Consider the following 21706-nt stretch of genomic DNA (forward strand, 5'->3'; position numbering starts at 1 on the left):
GTGCGCTGGCCGTGGCAGCGGGACCGTCGCGTCCCGCCGGTCGCCGACCCCGGGGCGCGTCCGGCGGGGACCGGCGCGAGCGCGGTGTCGACGCCGCCCGGGTCCGGCGACGCGCCGACGAGCGCCCCGGCCGTCACCGCGCCCGTGGCGCGCGAGTCCACCGCCGGGTGGGCGTTCCTGCCGCCCCTGCAGCGCACGGTCGGGCCCGTCGAGCTGACCAGCCGCCCCATCGCCTTCCTCGCGGACCTGCCGACCCGCTCCGGGCCCCGGTTCACCGGTCCCATGACGCACGTCGTCGACCACCGCGCGCCCTCGGGGATCGTCGACGGCGACGGCGACCGGTCCGCCCCGCCGGTCCAGCGGTCGGCGGACGTCGACCTCACGGTCCTGCCGCCCGCCCCGCGTGCCGCTGCTCGTGTGCAGCGCCGCACGGGTGGCCTGGTGGCCCTCGACTCGGCGCCGGTGGGAACGCCACGACTGCGGGCCGTGCCCGTGGACCCACCGGCGCCGGACACGCCTGTCACCGCGCCGGACCTCGCTCCGGAACCCGTCGCCGTCCCCGCGCCGTCCGGCGACGGGTGGACGGCCGACGGCTGGGCCGCGCCGGACGCGCCCGACGGTGCCGCCGACGGGTCGTGGCGTGACGGTGGCGCGACGACCGTGCCGATCGGCTCCGTGACGCCACCCGCCCCGACCACGACGCCCGCCACGCCCGCGCGACCGGACGGGTCCGCCGCCGTGCAGCGCCGTGTCGGCCTCGGGGCGCCGATCAGCCGGTCGCCGCTCCCCGCGACGCCGCCCGACCTGCCGCTCGTGCAGCGGGAGGTCTCGTCCGAACGCGGGTCGGCTCGCGCGGACCGAGAGGGCGCGGCAGCGGTCGGACGGTCGGCCGAGACCGGCAGTGGTGGACCCGACGGCGGCGCGACCGTCGCACGGTCGGCCTCCGGCGACGCCCCGACGACGTCCTCTCCTCCCGGCGCCGGCGGCGCCGGGAGCCCGACGGCCTCTCCCCCGTCGGGATCGCCTGTCGCACCGCCGTCGACGCCCGCCACCGCGCCACCGTCGGCAGGTCCCGGCCCGGGCCCCGCGTCCGGCGACAGCGTCGTGCAGCGGTCGAGCGGCCCCGTCCCCGCGTCCGGCGACGGCGTCGTGCAGCGGTCGAGCACGGCCCCGGACGGCGGAGGCGACCCCGCCGGCGACGCGCCGGCCGTGCCCGTCGACCCGCCGTCCGCCGCGAGCGCACCCTCGCTCGACGTTGCGCGACGCGTGTCGCCGCCCTCCTCCGACCCCGGTGGCGCCCTCACGGCCGGCGGCGATCGGGTCTCTGCCGAGCCGGTCGGAGGCGGGACCGCCCCGAGCGACGGCGGCGGGAGCACGACGATGGGCGGCGCGGGCTCGTCGATCGGTGACGCCGGTACGGCGGCCGGTGACGTGGCCGCGGCGCCCGGCGAGACGCCCGGCGCCTCCGGCGTCGGCGCCACGACCTCCCCGGACGCGGCGTCGTCGTCCGGTGGCGGCGCACCCGCGACCGGTACCGGTCCGGACGCGCCGAGCGTCCAGCGGGTGGTGGGCGAACCGTCGGGCGCGCTCGGAGCGCTCGGCACCGACCCGTCGTCGCGCACGTCGGCGTCGACGTCCGACGCCCGGGGCACGGACGCACCGGCGCCCGTCGTGCCCGAGGGTCCCCGGCACCCGTCGACGGAGGCGCTGCCGGTCGCCCAGCGCCGGACCGACGCCTCAGCCGCCGGCTCGGGCGGCGCGACGTCCCGCGGTCCGGCACCCACGGCCGCGGCGACGCCCTCCCTCGCGGGCCGTCGTGACGAGGCGCCGAGCGGGCACGGCGGTGCCGCGACGTCCCCTGCGCCCTCCGCGAGCGTGCAGGCCCTGTCGTCGGCGTCCGCCCCCGCGGCCCCCTCCCCCGCGACCGACGCGTCCCCGGGACTCCCCGGCACCGCGGGCCCGGGCGGCGGGGAGTCCGCCGCCCGCCGAGCGGACCCGGCGAGCGAGCCCGACGCGTCCACGGCCGCGGCGTCCCGGGTCGACTCGGCGGATCCGGGCACGAGCACCGTCGACGTCACGGACTCCGCCCCCACGCTGGGCGGCACCGCACCCCTCACGGCGCTCGACGACGCGGACCGGGCGCCGGACGCGCCACGTCCCGGCGCGACCGCGCACGGTCCGGGTGCCGCCGTCGACCTCGCGGTCGTCACGCCGTCGACGTCCGTCCAGCGGTCGACGGGGACGACCTCCGAGCCCGCCGGGCCGACCGCGTCGCTCGCGCCCACACCCCCGGATGCCGCACCGCCCGCGCCCGGCCCGAGCAGCGCCGACCGTCCGAGCACCGCCGACGGGCCGACCGACGCCGCCACCGGACCGACGGGCCCGACCGGTCCGGGCCCCGGTCCGGGTCCGGGAGCGCCGTCGACCCCGACACGCACGCTGCACGTCGGTCCCCTGCTCGCGGGCGCACCAGTCGCCGTCCAGCTCACGGTCCGCCCGTCCCCGACGCTGCTCGCGGGCCGCCCCGCGGGCCGTCGAGCCGTGCCCGTCCAGCGCGCCGTCCTCGGCGCACCCGCACCCGCACCGGAGCGGGCGGCGGGCTCGACGGTGTCGGCCCCTGCGCTCGACCGTGCGCCCGGTGGCGCGTCGGCGGGTGCCGTCGTCGCGCGGCGTGCGGACGGCGCGTCGCACCCGGCGGACCCGGTCGCCGGGACGGGCTTCGCCGGGCCCGGGGCGGTCGCGTCGCCGCCCGCGGCGGCCACCGACCCGGACGACGCCGGCCCCTGGACGGCGGAGGGTGGTGCGTTCACGGTCCCGTCGGCGCCCGGCTCCCCTGCGCCCGGCTCCCCGGTGCCCGGCCCGCTCACGGTGCTCCAGCGCTCGACCGCCGCGACGTCGCGGTCCGGCCCCGTGGCGGACGCCGCAGCCGCGACCGCCCGGGGCGTGCGCGCGACCACCGACCGGCCCCCGGCACCCCTCTCCCCAGGCGGCGCCGGGGCGCCGGTCGGCCTGACGGTGGCCCGCACGACGACACCGGTCGGGGCCACAGCGGTCGGGGCCACAGCGGTCGGGACGACCCCGGTCGCGCCGGGCCGGGTCGGGACGCCCGACGGCGCCGACGCGGCGCCCGCGGAGCTCGCGGTGGTCCAGCGCCGCGCCGAGCGTGCGCCGACGGCGAGCACCACGGAGCCGCCGAGCACGCCGAGCACGCCGCCGACGGTCCAGCGCGCCGAGGACGCCGCCCCGCCGCCCCCGCCCCCGGCACCGGTCGTCGCGCCCGACGCGGCGAGCGCGGCACCGGAGTCGTCGGGGGCCTCGCCGTTCGCGGCGGCCACCCCGGCCGACCTGGACGAGCTGGCACGGCGCCTCATGACGCCGCTGATGCGCCGGGTCCGCGGGCAGCTCCTCGTGGACCGCGAGCGCCGCGGCACGCGGATCGACCGGTGAACGACGAGCAGGGCGTGACGACGACCGAGAGGAGGGACCCGTGCTGGAGGACACCGCGACAGCCGTCGGGCTGCAGTACTTCGTGACGGTCGACGGTCACAAGCTCGGCGCGTTCAGCTCGTGCGAGGGGCTCGGGCTGGAGGTCGTCGTGGAGAGCCGCGAGGAGGGCGGCTTCAACACGGGGGTCTGGCAGCTGCCGACGCGCGTGAAGTACCCGAACGTGAAGCTGACCCGGCCGCTCGGCAAGGAGACCGCGGACGTCATGGCGTGGCTCTCGACGGTCAGCCAGGGCCTGGTGGCGACGACGGCGAGCATCGAGGCGCGCACGACGGACGGCACGAAGGTCGTGCGCTGGACGCTGCAGGGCGTCGTGCCGATCCGGTGGACCGGGCCGTCGCTGACGCCGGACACGACGAAGGTCGTGACGGAGACGCTCGAGCTCGCGCACCACGGCTTCGGCAAGGGGTCGTGAGATGGGCTCGGCGACGGGGTTCAACGCGAGCGCGGCCTCCGCGGCACCGGCGGGCGCGTCGACGCTGACGCACGCGAAGCTCGACCTGCACGAGCCGTCGAAGGACGGTGCGCTGGACAAGCCGGGGCCGCTCATCGGGTCGGTCGCGTTCCAGTTCAACCCGAAGGAGCTGACGCTCCAGAAGTCGGCGAAGTGGACGCGCCCGACGACGAAGGGCAGCACGCGGTCGAGCCCGCCGCAGTACCAGGGGCCGCAGCCGTCGAAGCTGACGCTGGAGATGTTCCTCGACGAGTCGGTGTTCTTCGACCCGGGCAAGAAGCAGGACGGGTCCGTCGTGAAGACCGTCGAGCAGCTCTTCAAGTGCTGCGTACCGACGGACGCGTCGCACGGGCAGAAGAAGGACTCGCCGCCGTGGGTCAAGTTCTCGTGGGGCGGCCTGACGGGCTTCCTCGCGTACATCGAGCAGGTGCAGGTGAAGTACACGCTGTTCACGCCGGCGGGGCTGCCGGTGCGGGCGGTGTGCACGGTGACGTTGCAGGAGCTCGCGGGCGAGCCGCCGGGCACGAACCCGACGTCGGGCGGCCGGGTGCCGCACCGCGAGCACGTCGTGGTGCAGGGCGACACGCTGCCGGGGGTCGCGTACCAGGAGTACGGGGACGCGGCGCTGTGGCGCGCGGTCGCGGACGTGAACGGCATCGACGACCCGGCGCGGCTGCGCCCGGGCCGGCGGCTGCTGCTGCCGACGGCGGACGAGCTGCTGCGCACAGCGGCCCCGACCGCGCCGCGCACGCCGCTGACGACGCCGAGGCCGGGCGCACCCGCGGTCACGCCCGCGCCCCGCCGGGACAGGGAGGTGGCCGGTGCCGTTCGGTGAGGAGCACAGCGCGACGCTGCTGGTGTCGGTCGACGGAGCACCGCTGCCGGCGGACGTCGCGCCGCTGCTGGTGTCCGGGTACGTCGACAGCGCGCGCAGCGTGCCGGACCTGTTCGTGCTGCGGTTCTCCGACGAGCACGGGACGGTCCTCGCGAAGGGCGGCTTCACGATCGGCGCGAAGGTCGAGCTCCAGGTGCAGGCGAGCGGGCCGGGCGGCCCGAAGCCGCTGCTCAAGGGCGAGGTCACGGCGGTCGAGGCTGAGCTCGACCCGGAGGGCCTGTACACGACCGTGCGCGGCTACGACGTGTCGCACCGCCTCTTCCGGGGCCGCCGGATGGAGGCGTACCGGACGATGAAGCCGGGCGAGATCGTCCGCAAGGTCGCGCAGCGTGCGGGCCTGACGGTCGGGACGGTGTCGTCCGAGGGCGCCGTCATCGAGCACGCCGTGCAGGACGACGTCGACGACTGGACGTTCGTGTCGACGCTCGCCGACGAGCTCGGCTGGGTCGTGCGCGTCGTCGACGGCAAGCTGCACGCCGGTCCGCCCGCCGAGGCGACGGCCGCGCCCGCGACGAGCGGCGAGGCGCGCAAGGACCCGCTCGTGCTGGAGGCGGGCGTCAACCTGCAGTGGCTGCGGGCGACGGTCACCGCCGCAGGTCAGGTGCCGGACGTGCAGGTGCGCAGCTGGGACGTCAAGCAGAAGAAGGCGCTCGTGGGCACGGCGACCGCGTCGACCGTGAGCGCGCAGCTCGCCGACGCGGACCCCGTGAAGCTCGCGAAGAAGTTCGGCGGGCCGACCCTGGTCGAGCCGGCGTCGCGGCTCGGGACCCAGTCGGCGGTGACGGCGCGCGCCAAGGCGCTCGCGGACCGGATCGCGGGCGGGTTCGCCGAGCTCGAGGGTGCGGTGCACGGCAACCCGACGCTGCTCGCGGGAGGGTCGGTCGCGGTGCGCGGCATAGGGTCGCCGTTCGACGGCCAGTACGTGCTCACGTCGGTCCGGCACGACTTCGACGCCGAGCGCGGGTACGTCACGTCCTTCACGGTGGCAGGCGCATCGGAGCGGTCGCTGCTCGGCACCGTGCTCGGGTCGTCGGGCGGCGGGATCGGTGCGGCGGGCGGGCCGACGGGTCGCACGCCGACGCTCGGGGTGATGCCGGCGATCGTCACCGACGCGAAGGACCCGGAGTCGCTCAACCGCGTGCGGGTCAAGCTGCCCGTGCACTCCGACACGTACGAGTCGGGGTGGGCGCGCGTCGTGCAGCCGGGTGCAGGCGCGTCGCGCGGGACCGGCCTGCTGCCGGAGGTCGGCGACGAGGTGCTCGTCGCGTTCGCCGAGGGCGACCTCGCGCAGCCGTACGTCCTCGGCGGGCTCTACAACGGCAAGGACGCGCCCGACAAGGACCAGGTCGGCGGCACCGACGGCAAGATCCAGAAGCGCGTCTTCGTGTCCCGCACGGGGATGCGCGTCGAGCACCTGGAGAAGCCGGACGGCGAGGAGCTGACCATCTCCACGAACGCGGGCGCGCAGAAGGTGCGGCTCGTCCAGAAGCCGGACGCGGCGATCGAGATCATCTCGGAGGGTCCGGTCACGGTCACCGCGAAGAAGGCGGCGACGGTCACCGCGCAGAACGACGTGTCGGTGACGAGCAAGACCGGCGCGGTCACCGTCAAGGGTCTCGACGTGACGCTCGAGGGCTCGAAGTCCGTCATGGTCAAGGGGCCCAAGGTGACCATCGAGGGCACCGCGACCACCGACGTGAAGGGCGCCGTCGTCAAGGTCGCCGCGCAGGGCACCGCCGAGCTGTCGGCGTCCGGCATCACGACCGTCCGCGGCTCGCTCGTGAAGATCAACTGAGGGGGCGCGTCGTGGGCCAGGAGTTCATCGGTGCCGGGTGGGCGTTCCCCGTGCGCACCGACGCGACGGGCCGCATCGCGCTGTCCCGTGAGGGCCGCGAGATCGAGGAGAGCATCCGCCTGATCCTCGCGACGGCCCCCGGCGAGCGGCCCATGCGTCCCGAGTTCGGCTGCGCGGCGCACGACTACGTGTTCGCCCCGGCGGACGCGTCGACGGCGGGCGCGATCGCCGACGCCGTGCGCGTCGCGCTCGACCGGTGGGAGCCGCGGATCGACCTGCAGGACGTGCTCGTGCGCTACGACGAGGTCGACCGCGGCCTGCTCTACATCGACGTGCAGTACGCGCTGCGCGGCACGAACGACCCCCGCAACCTCGTCTTCCCCTTCTACACGATCCCCGACGAGCGCCCGGGCACCCCCGCGGGCACGGGCGCCGCCGGGCCGACGGGCGGAGGTGCCTGACGTGCTGCCCACCCCGAACCTCGACGACCGCCGGTTCCAGGACCTCGTCGACGACGCGAAGCGCATGGTGCAGCGGCGCTGCCCGGAGTGGACCGACCACAACGTGTCCGACCCGGGCGTGACGCTCATCGAGACGGTCGCGTTCATGGCGGACGAGCTGTTCTACCGGCTCAACCGCGTGCCCGACCGGCTGTACGTCGCGTTCCTCGACCTGCTGGGCGTCACGCTGCACCCGGCCGGCGCGGCGACCGTCGACGTGACGATGTGGCTGTCCGCGCCGCAGCCGGAGACGGTCGTCGTGCCCGAGGGCACCGAGTCCGCGACCCAGCGCGCCGAGGGCGAGGAGCCCGTCGTGTTCGCGACGACCGCCGAGCTGCGCATCCCCCCGCGGTCGCTCACGCACGTGCTGACCCAGCGCCCCGGCGGCGAGCCCGTCCCGCACGACGAGCAGCTGTCGTTCCGCGAGCCGTTCCCCGTGTTCGCCGACGTCCCGCAGCTCGACGACGTGCTGCTGCTCGGCCTCGACGACGCGGCCCCGTCGTGCGTCGTCGTCCTGCGCTTCGACTCCGACGTGCAGGGCGTGGGCGTCGACCCCCGGCACCCGCCGATCGTCTGGGAGGCGTGGGACGGGCGCGCGTGGGTGTCGTGCGACGTGGACAGCGACGGCACGGGCGGCCTCAACCGTCCCGGCGACGTCGTGCTGCACGTCCCGCCGACCCACACCGCGCACGTGCTCGCCGACCGCCGCGCGGGCTGGCTGCGCTGCCGGGTCGTCCCGCCCGACACCGACTACACGGGCTACTCCGCGTCGCCGACGGTGCGTGAGGCGAGCGCGTTCACGATCGGCGGGACCGTCGCGGCCGTGCACGCGGCGACCGTCGAGGACGAGGTCGTCGGGCTGTCCGAGGGGACGTACGCGCAGGTCTTCCCGCTCGAGCACGGGCCCGTCGTCGCGGGCCCGCCCCTGACCCTGGAGGTCGCCGCCGGGCCCGGCTGGGACACGTGGACCGAGGTCACGTCGTTCGCGGGGCACGGGCCCGACGACCAGGTGTTCCTCGTCGACCGCGCCGCCGGCGCGCTGCACCTCGCCCCCGCCGTCCGGGAGGCCGACGGCACCCTCCGCGCGTACGGCGCCGTCCCGCCGAAGGGCGCCCCGATGCGCCTGCCCCGCTACCGCACCGGTGGCGGGCCCGACGGGAACGTCGCGCCCGGGACCATCCAGGTGCTGCGCGGTGCCGTGCCGTTCGTCGACCGTGTGTCCAACCGTCGCGCCGCCGTCGGCGGGGTCGCCGCGGAGACCGTCGACGAGGCGAAGGAGCGCGGGCCGCTCGCGCTGCGCGTCCGCGACCGGGCCGTCACGACCGAGGACTACGAGGAGATCGCCCGCGACGCGACCACCGGCGTCGCCCGCGTCCGGGCCGTGGCCGCGGGCGACGGTGCCGACGCCGGGGCGGTGCGCGTGCTCGTCGTGCCGACCGCCGTCCCCGACGCCGCCGGGATGCTGCGGTTCGAGGACCTCGTCCCGCCCGCGGAGACGCTCGCCGCGATCGCCGACCACCTCGACGACCGCCGGCCCGTCGGCGCGCGCGTGCTCGTCGAGCCGCCGTTCTACCAGGGCGTCACCGTCGTCGCGCGCCTGTCCCCCCGCCCCCGGGCCGACGTGGCGCTCCTCGCAACCGAGGCCGAGCGTGCGCTCTACCGGTACTTCGACCCGCTCACCGGCGGGCCCGACGGCGACGGCTGGCCGTTCGGCCGGCCCGTCCAGGCCGGCGAGGTCTACGCCGTCCTGCAACGGCTGTCCGGCACCGAGCTCGTCGAGGACGTCAAGCTGTTCGCCGCCGACCCCATCACGGGCCGACGCGGCGAGGCCGTCCAGCGCATCGACCTCGACAAGCACGCGCTCGTCTTCTCCTTCCGGCACCAGGTGAGGGTGGCGAAGCACTGATGCCCGACGTGCGCGGCCGGCGCGGCATGGTCGACGGGCTCACGACGCCCGTCCCCCTCGGCACCCGCCTGCCCGCCGTGCTGCAGGAGGACGAGTTCCTGCTGCGGTTCGTCGCCGCGATCGACGACACCTTCGCGCCCGTCCACCTCACGCTCGACGCGCTCGCCGCCTACGTCGACCCGTACCTCGCGCCCGCCGACTTCCTGGAGTGGCTGTGCGCCTGGGTCGGCATCGAGCCCGACCAGACGTGGAGCGTCGAGCGGCGACGCGAGGTCGTCGCGCACGCGTCCGCCGTGCACCGCTGGCGCGGCACCGCACGGGGCGTCGCCGAGGCCGTGCGGCTCGTCGTCGACGGCGACGTCGAGGTGACGGACACCGGCGCCGCCGGCTGGTCCGCGACCCCGGGCGGCCCCGTGCCCGGCGAGCCCGTGCCCGGCCTGCTCGTCCGTGTCCGCGCGAGCGGTCCCGTCGACCGGCGGCGCGTCGAGCGAGTCGTCGGCGCCGTCACCGCCGCGCACGTGCCCTTCACGCTCGACCTGGAGGAGGAGACCTCATGATCGTGTGCCCGTCGTGCGGCAGCCGGAACGAGGACGACGAGCAGTTCTGCGGCGAGTGCGGCAACTACCTCGACTGGGACGAGGTCCAGGTCGTCGAGGAGCCGGCCGCCGTCGCGGCCCCCGCACCCGCCGCGTCGTCGGTCGCCGGAACCGCACCGGCCCCCGCGCCCGCTCCCCTCGCCGAGCCGGCGCCCGCGGACCCCGGTCCACGCGTCGAGCGGGCACCCGACGCCGGCCCGAGCACGCGCGAGGTGCCGTCGCCGCGCACCACGGCACGCCACCAGACCGCGACCGACGGACTCCCGCCGGCACCGAGCACCGCGTCGGTACCTGCCGCGAGCGACGACGCATCCGACCCGGCCGTCGCCGCAGCCGCCGCCCCCGACACCGAGCAGGACGTCGCCGAGCGCGCCGCTGCCGCCGAGCGCGACGCCGAGGCACGGGCCGCGGCCGAGCGCGCCGCAGCCGACCAGGCCGCGGCCGAACGCGCGACCGCCGAACGCCGCGCCGCGGAGCGGGAGGCCGCGGACCGCGCGGCCGCCGAGAAGGCCGCCGCGCAGAAGGCCGCCCGCGACGAGGAGGCCGCCCGTCAGGCCGCCGCCGACGCCGCCGCCGCGCAGCAGGCCGCCGAGGCGCGCGCCGCCGCGGACAAGGCCGCGGCGGAGAAGGCCGCCGCCGAGCGCGAGGCCGAGATCAAGGCCGCCGAGGAGAAGGCCGCGCAGGAGCGTGCCGCGCGGACCGCCGCGGCGGCCGCCCTCGTCGCACCCCCGCCCCCGGCCCGCCCGGCCGCTCCCGTCGCCGCCCAGCAGCCGGCGGCCGTCAGGCCGGGGACGCCGCAGGCGCCGCGCAAGCCCCGCCCCGCCCCGAAGGCCGACGACGCCCCGCCCGCGCCGGGCGACCTCGTCTGCGGCCACTGCGGCGCGGGCAACGCGCCCACCCGCAAGTTCTGCCGCCGCTGCGGCACGAGCCTCGCCGACGCGCCCGTCGCGCAGCGCCGGTCGTGGTGGAGCCGGCTGTGGCGCCCCGACCCGAAGGCCGCACGCGCCGCCGGCTACCGGCCCCCGCGCCGGCGACGGTTCCCGACGCGGCCCGTCGTCGCGATCGTCGTCATCGGCGCGATCGTCGCCGCCGTGCTCGCGTTCCGCCCCGAGATCGACCGGGCCCGCATCTCGCTGCTCGACCGGTTCCAGGGGAACACCGCGGTGAACCCCACCCAGATCGCCGCGTCGAGCGAGCTCCCCGAGCGGCCCGCCGCGCAGATCCGCGACGGTGCGACGAACCTCGCGTGGTCGCCCGCGGTACCCGGCGACGGCGTCGGGCAGTTCGTCGACATGGCGTTCGCGCAGCCGTTCCGGCTGACCCGCGTGCTCGTCATCCCCGGGGCGTCGGACGTCGAGAAGGACTTCCTCGAGGGGTCGAGCCCGCGCGTCCTCACGCTCACGGCGACCACGTCGGCCGGCACGCAGCAGACCGTCGACCTGCCGCTCGCCGACCGTGTCGGCCTGCAGTCCGTCGCGACCTCGATCGACGACGTCGTGGCGGTCCGACTGACGATCAGCTCCACGTACCGCGCGACGCCCGAGACCCACGTGGCGATCGCGGAGGTGGAGTTCCGCGGGCGGTCGTGACCGCCGGACCGGTCGGCCCCACGGGGCCGCGCAGGGGCGTCGGGACGACGCCGACCGCCACGGCGGCGGGCTCGTCGCCCACGGCCACCCCGAGCGTGTCGAGCATCGCGCGGTAGCCCTGCGTCGCCCGGTGCGCGGCGGCCGCGTCGCCCGCCGCGGTGAACGCCGTGACGAGGAGCCGCCACGCGTGGTCGCGGCACTCGTCGAGCCGGATGGCCCGCGTCGCGGCGGCGACGGCACGGTCGAACCGCCCGTGATCGACCTCGAGCTCGGCGAGCTCCACCGCCGCGTCGGCCGCCGTCAGACGCAGCCGCTCGCGCTCCCCCACGACCCACTCGGCGGGACCGTCCTCCGGCAGCAGGTCGCCCGTGTACAGGTCGACGGCCCGCCCGAGCTCGTGGCGCGCCCCGGCGTGGTCACCCACCGCGCGTCGGCGACGCCCCTCGCGCACCGCGCGGTCGAGCTGCGCCACGTCGCTCGTCGACCCGGGCCGCAGCACGAGCGTGTACGTCTCGCCGTCCCGCACGAGCAGTCGGCTGCTGCGCGTCGGCACGCCCGGCTCGAGCGCACGCCGCACGGCCGACAGGCTCACGTGCAGGTTGTGCAGCGCCGCCCGGGGGTCGAGGTCGCCCCACAGCGCCTCCGCGAGCTGCTCGCGGTGCACGGGCCGCCCCGCGTGCAGCGCGAGCACCCGCAGCGCGGCGCGGGCGCGCGGGCGCACGCCCGACAGGTCGGCGTCGACGCCGTCGACGCGCAGCCGGAACTCGCCGAGGCAGCGCACGTCGAGCAGCGGCACGCCACCCCAGACCGGGTCGTCGACGGCCCGCGGACGCGTGCCGGGTGTGCCGGGGCTCGTCGCGTCGAGCACGGCCCACGGGCGCACGTCGACGCCGTGGTCCTCGGCCGTCGCGACCGCGAACGCCCGCAGCTCCGCGCCCCCGTCGGGATCGGTCGCGGCCAGCGCCGCGTACGCGTACGCGAGCGCGCCCGGCGACCCCGCGGTGCGCGCGACGGCCTCGGCGGTCCGCGCGTCCTCGCGCGCCTCGGGGAGCTGCTGCGCGGCCGAGGCGAGCGCCCGGCACGCCGTCATCCACGCCGCCGGGACCGCCGCGTCGAGATCGCGCCACCGCCGGTCGAGGTCGTCCCACACGTCCGTCTCGGCGGACCCCGCGGTCATCGCCGCGAGCGCCGCCCACGTCAGCACGAGCGCGGCCCCCCACGGGTCGCCGGACCGCTCGGCGCGCGCCGCGATCGCCGCCGCCTCCGCGCGGGCCGTGCGGGTGCCGTCGGCGCCGACCACCAGACCGTGCGCGAGCCGCGCCAGCCACGGCAGGCCGTGCGCCCGCGCGGCCGTGTGCACCCGGTCGAGCGTCGTGAGCGTCCGGCCCGGCGACCCGACCGTGAGCACGGCGTCCGCGAGCGCGGCACCCAGCGCGAGCGCGGGCGGCGCGTCGGGGTCGGCGGCGGCGCGGCGCAGCGCGTCCCGGCCGGACCGCTGCGCCCCCGCGAGCACCAGGCACAGGCCCTCCGCGAGCGCACGGTCCGCGCCCGTGAGCGCGGCGGCCGACCGCGCGCCCGCGAACGGGTCCCGGTGCGTCGCGGCACGGACGACCGACGCCCACGTGCGCAGGGCCGTGGACGTCCAGTCGGTGTCGTACCCGCGCGGTGGTGGCGTCGCCGGCGGCTCGTCGCGGCGGGCGACGAGCACCGCCCGCTCGCGCCACGCGCGCGTCGCCGCCGGGCCCAGGTGCTCGGCGTGCGCGGCGCGCAGGTGCCGGCGCAGCACACGTGGCAGGCGGTACCGGACGCCGTCGTCGGTCCGCGCGAGCGACCACCGGCGGTCCAGGGCCCGCAGCACGCCGGCAGCGCCGTCGGCGGTCGGGGTCTCGCCCCCGACGAGGTCCGCGACGCGGCGCGCGGTCAGGTCGTCGAACGCCGAGCCCCAGTGCAGGACGTCGAGCTGGCCGCGGTCGAGCGGCGCGAGCACCTCGTCGACCAGGTAGTCGCGCACGTACCCGGTGTCGGTGGGGAGGCCGCGCACCGCGCGGCGGCGGTCCGCCGGGAGCAGGCCCGACGTCGACCGGTGGAACAGGTGGACGGCGGCCGCCCAGCCCTCGGTCTCGTCCGTCAGCAGCTCCACGTCGTCGAGCGCGAGCGGGTGCCCGTACACCTCGCGGAACAGCCGGTCGACCTCCCAGACGCGCAGGCGCAGGTCGTCCGCGTCGAGCACCGTCGGCGGCGGGAACTCCGACCGGGCGAGGCTGAACGCGGGCCGCCGCACCGTCCCGAGCAGCACGTGCACGTCGGGCGTCGACGACAGCAGCAGCCGTTCCAGGTCGTCCTCCACCCGGCCGACGAGCAGCTCGTGCGCGTCGTCGAGGACCAGGAGCGTCGGCGCGCCGCGCGCGAGGACCGTCCGCCCGACCTCGTCGGGCGCGAGCACCTCGGTGCGCGCCCCGGACCGCACCGCGACCCCCGCGGGCGTGCAGCGCCCCCACACCACCGGCAGCCGGCTCGACCGCGCCCACTGCCGCATCACGGTCGTCTTGCCGGAGCCGCGCGGGCCCACGACGAGACCGCACCGCGTGGTCAGGACGTCGTCCAGCCGGTGCATCAGCGCACGCCTGACCACGCCTCGCCCGGCGGCAGGGACGCACGCGTCCAGCGCCGGGACGGCGACGGCATCGCGCCCTCGCGACATCGAGCCCCCCGGACCCCCTTGGGTGCCGGGCAGCCCCCGTCGCCGGCACCTCTCCGGCGATCCTCGCAAAGTCATCAGCCCGATAACAGGGCGATACCGGGCGAAATACTGCGATACGGGATGGGCACTCCCCGTCGCCCGGTGCGGCGCGTCAGACCTCGGGCGCGACCAGGTCGGCGAGGAGCACGGCGACACGTCGCTGCTCGAGCGTCGGGCGGGCGATCCGGGTCGACGCCGTGATCAGGAAGCACCCCGCGGTCGACTCGCGCGTCCGCACCTCGAGCGTGATCGTGTCGTCGGTCGGCAGCCCGTGCCGCTCCACGTCGAAGGGACGCCCGTCGCGGGTGACGGTGCCGTCGTGCCGCAGGGTGGTCGCGGACGGCGGGAGGGGCTCCGAGCGCGCCCGGAACCGGCAGCCGTCCGCACCGAGCAGGTCCGTCATCCGGTGCGCGACGTCGTCGAGGAGCGCCGCGGTCGGCCCGGACCGGAGCGCGGCCACGTCCGTGACGGTGAGGACGCCGTCGAGGTAGCCCGCGCGTCGACTCGCCCGCGCCTCCTGCCGTCGGCCCCACAGCGCCAGCTCCGAGACGGCGACCCCGACGACGAGCAGCAGGATCGCCACCGTGACGTCCTCGGCCGACGTGATCGCCAGGCTGGTGTACGGCTCCGTCAGGAAGTAGTCGAACCACAGACCCGCGGAGAGGGCGGCCCCGACCCCCGCGGCGCGGGAACCCGTCGCGGCTGCTGCGACCACGACGAGGACGAGCACGAGGACGGCCGTGCTCGGCGCGACCTGCTCGCGCAGCGCCCCCATGGCCGCCGCCGCGACGAGCGGTGCCGTCACCGCGTACGCGAAGACCACCCAGCGGTGCGACTCGATCACGGCCCAAGTCATCGTCTGTCAGCCTCCCGTCTCGAGCGCGACACCGACGCGCCCGGCCGACTCGTCGGTGCGCGCATGTGTCGTCGAGGCCAGCATCCGCGCGACGCCGGACGGCGGTGCTCGCCCTGACGGCTTCCGTACGACCGCCACCGGGATCCTGACGCTCCCCTGCCGCCCCGGCGCGCGGGCCGGCGCGACCCGACGTAGCGTGACGCGTCCCCGACGCACACGGAGCGTGGTCCCGATCGTGACCGGTCCCCATCACCACGACGTTCTCGTGATCGGCGGCGGCAACGCCGGCCTCTCGCTCGCGGCGAAGCTCCGCCGCGACGGCTGCCGCGACGTCGCTGTCGTCGAGCCGAAGGACGTCCACGAGTACCGCCCGCTGCTGTCCTACGTCGCCGGCGGCATGGCGACGCTCGACGACCTGCGACGACCGCAGACCGACGCGATGCCGCCCGGGGTGCGGTGGTACCGGGACGCGGTCACGGCGGTCGACCCGGCGCGGTCGGCGGTCCGCCTCGCGAGCGGCGGCGAGCTCACGTACACCGACCTCGCGGTGTGCCCCGGCTCGCAGGTGGACTGGGACGCGATCCCGGGCGCGCAGGACGCCGTGCGCACCGGGTCCGCGTCGACCAGCTACCTGCCCGAGCACGCGCCCGCGGCCTGGGAGCTGCTGTCGTCGCTCACGTCGGGGACGGCGGTGTTCGCGATCTCCGACCGCCACGTCCCGTGCGCCCCGGTGGGCCTCAAGCCGCTGTTCCTGGCCGCCGACCACTGGCGCCGGGCGGGGGTCCTCGACGGGATCCGGGTCGAGCTGCTGCTCGAGGGCGACCGGCTGGTCGACCTCCCGGAGTCCGACCGTGAGCTGCGGGCGGCAGCGGCCGGGTACGGCGTGCACGTCCGGACGTCGACCGCGGTCGAGCACGTCGACGGGACCGCCCGACGTCTCCGGCTCCGGACCCCGGGCGGCACCGACGACCTCGCGTACGACGCCCTTTTCCTCGCGCCGCCGCACCGCGCGCCGCAGTGGCTGGCGTCGAGCGGGCTGACCTCGTCGAGCAGCGACGGGTTCCTCGCGGTCGACCCGCGGACGCTGCAGCACCCCGACCACTCGACCGTCTGGGGTCTGGGCGACGCGGCCGAGGTCGACGCCCTCCCCTCGGGCGGTGCGCTGCGCAAGCAGGTCCCGGTCGTCGCGCACAACATCGCCGCCCGGCGGACGGGCGCGACCATGCGGCACTACGACGGGTACTCGGTCGCTCCCGTGACGACGTCCCGCGGCCGGCTGCTGCTCGCGGAGTTCGACCGTCGGCGCCGCCCCGAGCCGACCGTCCGCGTGCCCGACCTGGCGCGGCCCCGCCGCAGCCTCCTGATCTTCGACCGGTACCTCGAACCGCCGATCTACTGGCGGCGGCTGCTGCGCGGCAAGGTGTCCTGAGCGACGCGGACGCCGCTCCCGACCGGTGTGACCGGGGCCCGCGTCATGCGCCCGCCGGGACGGGTGCGGCTAGCCGCGCACCGGCTCCGGCCGGGCGACGACGGCGGGGTCCGGGGCGTCGTCGTGCCACCGGAAGCGGCTCACGACCGGAGGGGCGGCGGGCACGCGCGACAGCGCGACGAACGCCGCGGAACCGAGCGCCCCACCCACGACGTTGAAGACCAGGTCGTGCACGTCGGCGACGTGACCCCCGCCCAGCAGGTGCGCGGTGACGGCCTGCGTGACCTCGATCGCCAGGCTGACGACGGCCGCCACACCCACCGCCCGCCACCACGACACCCGGACCACCAGCAGCGGCACCAGGAGACCGAGCGGCACGAGCAGGAGCACGTTCATGACCGCGTCGGCGACCTCGTACGGCGTCCACGGCACGACGACGACGCTGCCGGTCCAGGGCGCGCTGCTCACCGGCTTGTCGAGGTAGATCGGGAAGACCGTGTTCGCGACGACCCCGGCGGCGTAGACGCACAGCACGACCGCGACGGCGGCACGCGGTACCGAGAGCCGTCCGCGGCGGGCCAGTGACCGCAGCAGCACCGCGAGGACTGCCGCGGCGAGGGGGACGACGACCGGGAGGACGGGGACCTGACGAAACACGCGTGACCTGTTCTGTACGACGACGCTCCGGCACGTCGACGAGGCCGACGGCACGGCGCCACAGTGCCAGCCGGCGCGTCGCAGGTCATCCGCCCGTGGTCGGACCTGGGTCGGGTGCGGGTCGGGTGCGGGTCGGTCGTGAGCCCGCCGCGAGCGCGTCGGGGAGAGGGGCGGGGTGCCGGTGGCGTGCCGAGAGGGGGGTGGCACGCCACCGGCGCTCGGGCGGCCCGCGGTTGACGCGACCGTCGGCCCACCCGCCCGGACCCGGCGGACGCGCCGTCGGGCCCGTCTGCGAATCTAGCGATCCGGACATCTCCTGCCCAGGGTGCGGGCGAGGGTGCGCGGCGGGAGGGGAGTCAGCCGTGGGTCGCGCGGGCGGCGGCCGCCGCGGCGCGCTCGGTCAGCAGCCGGCGCTCGCGCGGTGTCGGGGCGATCGTCGCGGCGTGCTCGAGCTCCTCGGCGGCCTCGTCGTGCCGGCCGAGCCGCGCCAGGACGTCGGCGCGCACCGCGCCGAGCAGGTGGTAGCGCGCGAGGCGGGGGTCGTCGCGGATCGCGTCGACGGCCGCGAGCGCCGCCTCCGGGCCGTCGGCGTGCAGCACCGCGACGGCCCGGTTGAGGTCGACGACGGGCGACGGTGCGAGCTGCGCGAGCGCGTCGTAGAGCGCGACGACCGCCTCCCAGTCGGTGTCCTCGAACCGGGCGGCCCGGCTGTGGCACGCCGCGATCGCCGCCTGGAGCGTGTAGGGCCCGAGCGGGCGACCGAGCGTCGTCGCGCGGTCCAGCGCGGCGAGCCCGTGCATGACGAGCGTGCGGTCCCAGCGGCCGCGGTCTTGGTCGGCGAGCAGCACCGGCTCACCCGCCGCGTCGGTGCGCGCGTCGAACCGCGACGCCTGCAGCTCCATGAGCGCGACGAGCCCGTGCACCTCGGGCTCGCGCGGCATGAGCCCGCTCAGCGCGCGCCCGAGCCGCATCGCCTCGGCGGCCAGGTCGCGCCGCACCCACGCGTCGCCGCTGGTCGCCGCGTGCCCCTCGGTGAAGACGAGGTAGACGACCTCCAGCACCGACGCGAGCCGCGCGGGCAGCTCGTCCGCCTGCGGCACCTCGAACGGCACCCGCGCCTCGGCGAGCGTCCGCTTGGCGCGCGAGATCCGCTGCCCGATCGTCGGCGACGGGACGAGGAACGCGCGCGCGACCTCGTCGGTCGTCAGCCCGCAGAACAGCCGCAACGTGAGCGCGACCCGCGACTCGCGCGGGAGGACCGGGTGGCACGTGAGGAACACGAGCGCCAGCAGGTCGTCGTCGACGGGCCGGTCGACGACCGCGTCGGCGGCGGGCTCGTGCCGCCCGTCCGCCGCCGCCAGCGCGTACTTCGCGTCGCGCGTCTGCTCGCGCCGGATGACGTCGACCGCGCGGCGCCGGGCCGTCGTCATGAGCCACGCGCCCGGCCGGTCCGGGACGCCGTCGCGCGGCCACTGCTCGAGCGCCTGCACGAACGCGTCCTGCGCGAGCTCCTCCGCGAGCCCGACGTCCCGGACCAGCCGGGTGAGCGAGGCGACGAGCCGCGGCGACTCGATGCGCCAGACGGCCTCGACCGTGCGTCGCGGGTCGGTCATCGTCGCGTCCCGTCGCCTCGCCGCGTCCCGTCAGCCGTGCTGCGCCTTGATCTGCTCGGCGAGCTTCTCCTCCGCCGCCGCGACCTCGGGCGTGTACGCGTCGCCGAAGTCCTCGATCGACGCGATCGGCCGGATCTCCAGGACCGCGCGCGGGCCGGAGGCGTTCGCCGGGCAGCGCTTGGCCCACTCGACGGCCTCCTCCAGCGAGGACACCTCCCAGATCCAGTAGCCCGCGACGATCTCCTTCGCCTCGACGAACGGGCCGTCGACGACCGACGTCGTCCCGCCCTCGAACACGACGCGCGCCCCGCGCGCGCTCGGCAGCAGACCCTCGCCGCCGAGCATGATCCCCGCCTGGACCAGCTCCTCGTTGTAGCGGCCCATCTGCTCGAACATCTCGGTGGTCGGCTCGATCTTGTCCTCGTCGGCGCCCGCACCCTCGATCATCACCAGGACCTTCATGACCGTTCTCCTCCTCGTGGTGGTCCGTCCCGACGCTAGTGCCGGACCGGCTCTCACTCCCCTCGTCGAACGGTCCGCGCGTCCTTCGACACGACGTCCCGACGAGTTCTCCGTCGACCGTTCGTGGTCCGAGGGCGCGCCGGCGAGTCAGCGGTCGTCTTCCTCGCCAACGACACGACCAGTCCCACCTCGGGCGTCGCGCCCAGCAGGTGTTTGACCCGCAGGCGCTCTCACTCGGGGAACCCACCTGGTGGTGGAACCCGCTGAGCCACGTCACCGACGAGGTCCGCGCCGCCGGCCTGGCCGAGCACTTCGCCACAGGGTCACGCGACCCCGGCGCGCGCACCGATGCCTACTTCGACCCCGCCGGGCAGGACCTGCTCGCGGGCCTGCTGCTCGCGGCCGCTCTCGACGGACGCCCGATCACCGACGTCTACACCTGCCTGACCCGCCCGACTGACGAGACCGCGGTCGACGTCCTGCGCGAGCGCGGCTTCCCGCGCACCGCCGACCAGGTCGCTGGCGTCGTCGCCGCCCCGGAGAAGCAGCGGGGCGGCATCTACGGCACTGCCCGGCAGATTGCCTCCTGCCTGACCAACCGGCAGGTCGCCGCATGGGTCACCCCGCCGGGCCAGGCCCACCGGCGGCCGCCGTTCGACCCGCACGAGTTCGTCCGCGCAGACGGCGGCACCCTCTACTCGCTGTCCAAGGAAGGCCGCGGCACCGCCGGCCCGCTCGTCACCGCGCTCACCGTGGCAGTGGTCGAGGCCGCCGAGGAGCTCGCCGCACGCTCGCCCGGCGGGCGGCTCACGACGCCGCTGCTCGGCGTGCTCGACGAGGCCGCCAACGTCTGCCGGTGGCGCGAGCTGCCCAACCTCTACAGCCACTACGGCTCCCGCGGCATCGTCCTCATGGCCATCCTGCAGTCCTGGTCGCAAGGCGTGGAAGTCTGGGGCGAGCACGGCATGAAGAAGCTGTGGTCCGCCGCCAACGTCAAGGTCTACGGCGGCGGCGTCAGCGACGCACACTTCCTCGCCGACCTCTCACGCATCATCGGCGACTACGACCGGCTGGCCTCCTCGACCTCCAGCGGGCGCGGGCAGCGCACCATCTCCCAGCAGCTGCACCGCGAACGGATCCTCGACGTCGCCGACCTCGCCGCCATGCCCAAGGGCCGCGCCGTCGTCCTCGCCTCCGGCTCCCGCCCGACCCTCATTCGCACCCAGCCCTGGATGACCGGCCCGCACGCGGCCGCGGTGCGGGCCTCGATCGCCGCGCACGACCCTCAGGCCGCCAACACCATCGACGAGGCACAAGCCGAGCTCGGCACCGCCGCGTCAGGTGAGGCCGGGGAGACGTCGTGACCGACTGGGGCACTGACGACGAGCAGGACGGCATCGAGGCCGAACCGATCGACGTCGACGACGAGGTCGCACGCGTCGACATCGCCGCGCCGGCCGGAGCGAGCCTTTACTACGGCTCGGTGGATGAGTTCGTGCGCGAGTACCTGCGCCACGTCTACCGGCGCCGCATCGACGGTCGCCACCGGGTCTGGGCAAGGGAGTGGTGGCGCTACGACGAAGCGCTCATCCGTCTCGAGGCGCTCTGGCGGGCCTGGGAGCATCTGCGTCTGGACCCGAGCATGGGTATGAGTGTGTGGTGGCGCGACCATGCCGACCACCACATGGCCATCCTGATGGACCCCGACGGCCCGTTCGCCGGCGCCATCGACGGCGAGACGAACACCTGCAAGCGAGGCGAACCGCTGCCCTACATCCCCCCTCCGGAAGGCATGTTCCCGAACGTGCGATAGCCGCTGCAGGCACCCAGCGTCTTAGTCGCCGACCGCTGGTCAGAATGTCGAACGGCTTCACAAGCCGTCGAGGACGACACCGACGGTGATGAGTATCGCGGCGAACAGCGCGATCACGAGGTCAAGCCAGGAAGGTTGGAGCAGCCACGGGAGTGGCGCATCGCGGTCTTTCCACGCCTTCTTCTGCATCGGGAGCAGGAGGAAGCGCAGCCACTGGGTTATCCCTACGCAGACCACAAGAGAGGCTGCACTGAAGGCCACATCAATGAAGACGTCCGAACCGCTGGCGATGCTCGCGACGAGCCCGATCAGGAAGAGCACGAACCCCGCGATGGAGCCGAGTGTTGTACCGATTAGCAAGAGGCGCCTGAGACGCGCAAAGTCGGGCGGTGACGCTTCCAGTGTTCGCGCGATCTCCTGCTCCGCTAGCCGACGAGACTCGGACCTCGAGCGACCGGCGCGCGTCAGTAGTGCGACGTACTCGGTGTAGATCAGGCGCATGTACCGGACGCCTTCCAGACGGCAGCTCCGCTCATGAGGGTGTAGTTGAACCAGGGGGCGCCGATCCCGACCCAGTCGCTGAGCTTCCCAGCTGTCGAGTACCACGATCCCGAGCGGGCGATCGTCGCACCTGTCGCTGAGGCCCGCGCCGACCTGGACGCGAGACCGAGCACGCGCGCCCCGGCCCCCAGCCCTGGAAGGGCCGCAGCAGCCGAGGTGATCGCGGCGACCATGTCGCCCTCCTTATAGCTCTGGTAGGCGCCGTAGCCGCCTCCGACGGTTGATGCCACGGCGAGGCTGGCGCCGACCCCCCCAGTCGCGAGGATCGTCACTGCGCTAGCTGTACTGACCAAGACCGTTGTTGACGTAGCGAGAGACCTCCGGGTCGAGTTGGAG

Annotated in this window: 18 protein-coding genes; 11 read left to right on the forward strand and 7 right to left on the reverse strand. The window is 76.0% G+C overall.

What is annotated here, in order from left to right; all coding sequences use genetic code 11:
* From OOT42_RS19420 to OOT42_RS19455, 8 genes are read left to right on the forward strand one after another with little or no spacing between them, the layout of a single operon-like run.
* Entirely contained in the window at positions 1-3447 is a 3447-nt protein-coding gene (locus OOT42_RS19420) for a hypothetical protein (RefSeq protein WP_273652790.1), read from the forward strand.
* A gap of 40 nt (positions 3448-3487) precedes the next feature.
* On the forward strand, positions 3488-3919 hold the full coding sequence (locus OOT42_RS19425; RefSeq protein WP_273652791.1) for a phage tail protein: 432 nt from the start codon (positions 3488-3490) through the stop codon (positions 3917-3919).
* 1 nt (position 3920) lies between these two features.
* On the forward strand, positions 3921-4793 hold the full coding sequence (locus OOT42_RS19430) for a LysM peptidoglycan-binding domain-containing protein (RefSeq protein WP_273652792.1): 873 nt from the start codon (positions 3921-3923) through the stop codon (positions 4791-4793).
* Complete coding sequence (locus tag OOT42_RS19435) at positions 4780-6648, forward strand: VgrG-related protein (protein ID WP_273652793.1); 1869 nt, start codon at positions 4780-4782, stop codon at positions 6646-6648. The genes OOT42_RS19430 and OOT42_RS19435 overlap by 14 nt, the downstream gene beginning before the upstream one ends.
* A gap of 11 nt (positions 6649-6659) precedes the next feature.
* Positions 6660-7109, forward strand: a complete 450-nt coding sequence (locus tag OOT42_RS19440) for a GPW/gp25 family protein (protein WP_273652794.1) — start codon at positions 6660-6662, stop codon at positions 7107-7109.
* A 1-nt stretch (position 7110) separates the two neighbouring features.
* Positions 7111-9054 (forward strand): putative baseplate assembly protein, encoded by a 1944-nt coding sequence (locus OOT42_RS19445; protein WP_273652795.1) that lies wholly within the window; start codon positions 7111-7113, stop codon positions 9052-9054.
* A complete protein-coding gene (locus OOT42_RS19450; protein ID WP_273652796.1) occupies positions 9054-9611 on the forward strand; it encodes a phage tail protein in 558 nt (185 codons plus the stop codon). Before OOT42_RS19445 ends, OOT42_RS19450 begins: the two co-directional genes overlap by 1 nt.
* Positions 9608-11239 carry a zinc ribbon domain-containing protein gene (locus OOT42_RS19455; RefSeq protein WP_273652797.1) on the forward strand — a complete coding sequence of 544 codons (1632 nt, stop codon included), beginning with the start codon at positions 9608-9610 and terminating at the stop codon, positions 11237-11239. Before OOT42_RS19450 ends, OOT42_RS19455 begins: the two co-directional genes overlap by 4 nt.
* On the opposite strand, the gene OOT42_RS19460 is transcribed toward OOT42_RS19455, so the two are convergent.
* On the reverse strand, positions 11166-13853 hold the full coding sequence (locus OOT42_RS19460; protein ID WP_273652798.1) for a BTAD domain-containing putative transcriptional regulator: 2688 nt from the start codon (positions 13851-13853) through the stop codon (positions 11166-11168). The genes OOT42_RS19455 and OOT42_RS19460 overlap by 74 nt on opposite strands.
* Positions 13854-14091: 238 nt before the next feature.
* A complete protein-coding gene (locus tag OOT42_RS19465) occupies positions 14092-14835 on the reverse strand; it encodes a DUF4118 domain-containing protein (protein WP_273652799.1) in 744 nt (247 codons plus the stop codon).
* A gap of 235 nt (positions 14836-15070) precedes the next feature.
* Between OOT42_RS19465 and OOT42_RS19470 the strand changes: the two genes are divergently transcribed.
* Positions 15071-16264 (forward strand): NAD(P)/FAD-dependent oxidoreductase, encoded by a 1194-nt coding sequence (locus OOT42_RS19470; RefSeq protein WP_273652800.1) that lies wholly within the window; start codon positions 15071-15073, stop codon positions 16262-16264.
* 69 nt (positions 16265-16333) lie between these two features.
* Here the strand turns inward: OOT42_RS19470 and OOT42_RS19475 are convergent, their stop codons facing one another.
* The 3 genes from OOT42_RS19475 to OOT42_RS19485 form a co-directional block, all read right to left on the reverse strand.
* On the reverse strand, positions 16334-16921 hold the full coding sequence (locus OOT42_RS19475) for a VanZ family protein (RefSeq protein WP_273652801.1): 588 nt from the start codon (positions 16919-16921) through the stop codon (positions 16334-16336).
* Between the two features lie 356 nt (positions 16922-17277).
* Positions 17278-18534, reverse strand: a complete 1257-nt coding sequence (locus OOT42_RS19480) for an RNA polymerase sigma factor (protein ID WP_273652802.1) — start codon at positions 18532-18534, stop codon at positions 17278-17280.
* 30 nt (positions 18535-18564) lie between these two features.
* Entirely contained in the window at positions 18565-18996 is a 432-nt protein-coding gene (locus OOT42_RS19485; RefSeq protein ID WP_273652803.1) for a YciI family protein, read from the reverse strand.
* A gap of 209 nt (positions 18997-19205) precedes the next feature.
* Between OOT42_RS19485 and OOT42_RS19490 the strand changes: the two genes are divergently transcribed.
* Both OOT42_RS19490 and OOT42_RS19495 read left to right on the forward strand, forming a co-directional pair.
* Entirely contained in the window at positions 19206-20360 is a 1155-nt protein-coding gene (locus tag OOT42_RS19490; protein WP_273652804.1) for a type IV secretory system conjugative DNA transfer family protein, read from the forward strand.
* On the forward strand, positions 20357-20809 hold the full coding sequence (locus OOT42_RS19495) for a DUF4913 domain-containing protein (RefSeq protein WP_273652805.1): 453 nt from the start codon (positions 20357-20359) through the stop codon (positions 20807-20809). The genes OOT42_RS19490 and OOT42_RS19495 overlap by 4 nt, the downstream gene beginning before the upstream one ends.
* A 57-nt stretch (positions 20810-20866) precedes the next feature.
* Here OOT42_RS19495 and OOT42_RS19500 read toward each other — a convergent pair whose 3' ends face one another.
* The gene (locus OOT42_RS19500) at positions 20867-21310 is read right to left on the reverse strand and encodes a hypothetical protein (protein ID WP_273652806.1); all 444 of its coding nucleotides are present in this window, start codon (positions 21308-21310) and stop codon (positions 20867-20869) included.
* Entirely contained in the window at positions 21301-21600 is a 300-nt protein-coding gene (locus tag OOT42_RS19505) for a hypothetical protein (protein WP_273652807.1), read from the reverse strand. The genes OOT42_RS19500 and OOT42_RS19505 overlap by 10 nt, the downstream gene beginning before the upstream one ends.
* Between the last annotated feature and the right edge of the window lie 106 nt (positions 21601-21706).

Source organism: Cellulomonas fimi, from assembly GCF_028583725.1.
Taxonomy (GTDB): Bacteria; Actinomycetota; Actinomycetes; order Actinomycetales; family Cellulomonadaceae; genus Cellulomonas; species Cellulomonas fimi_B.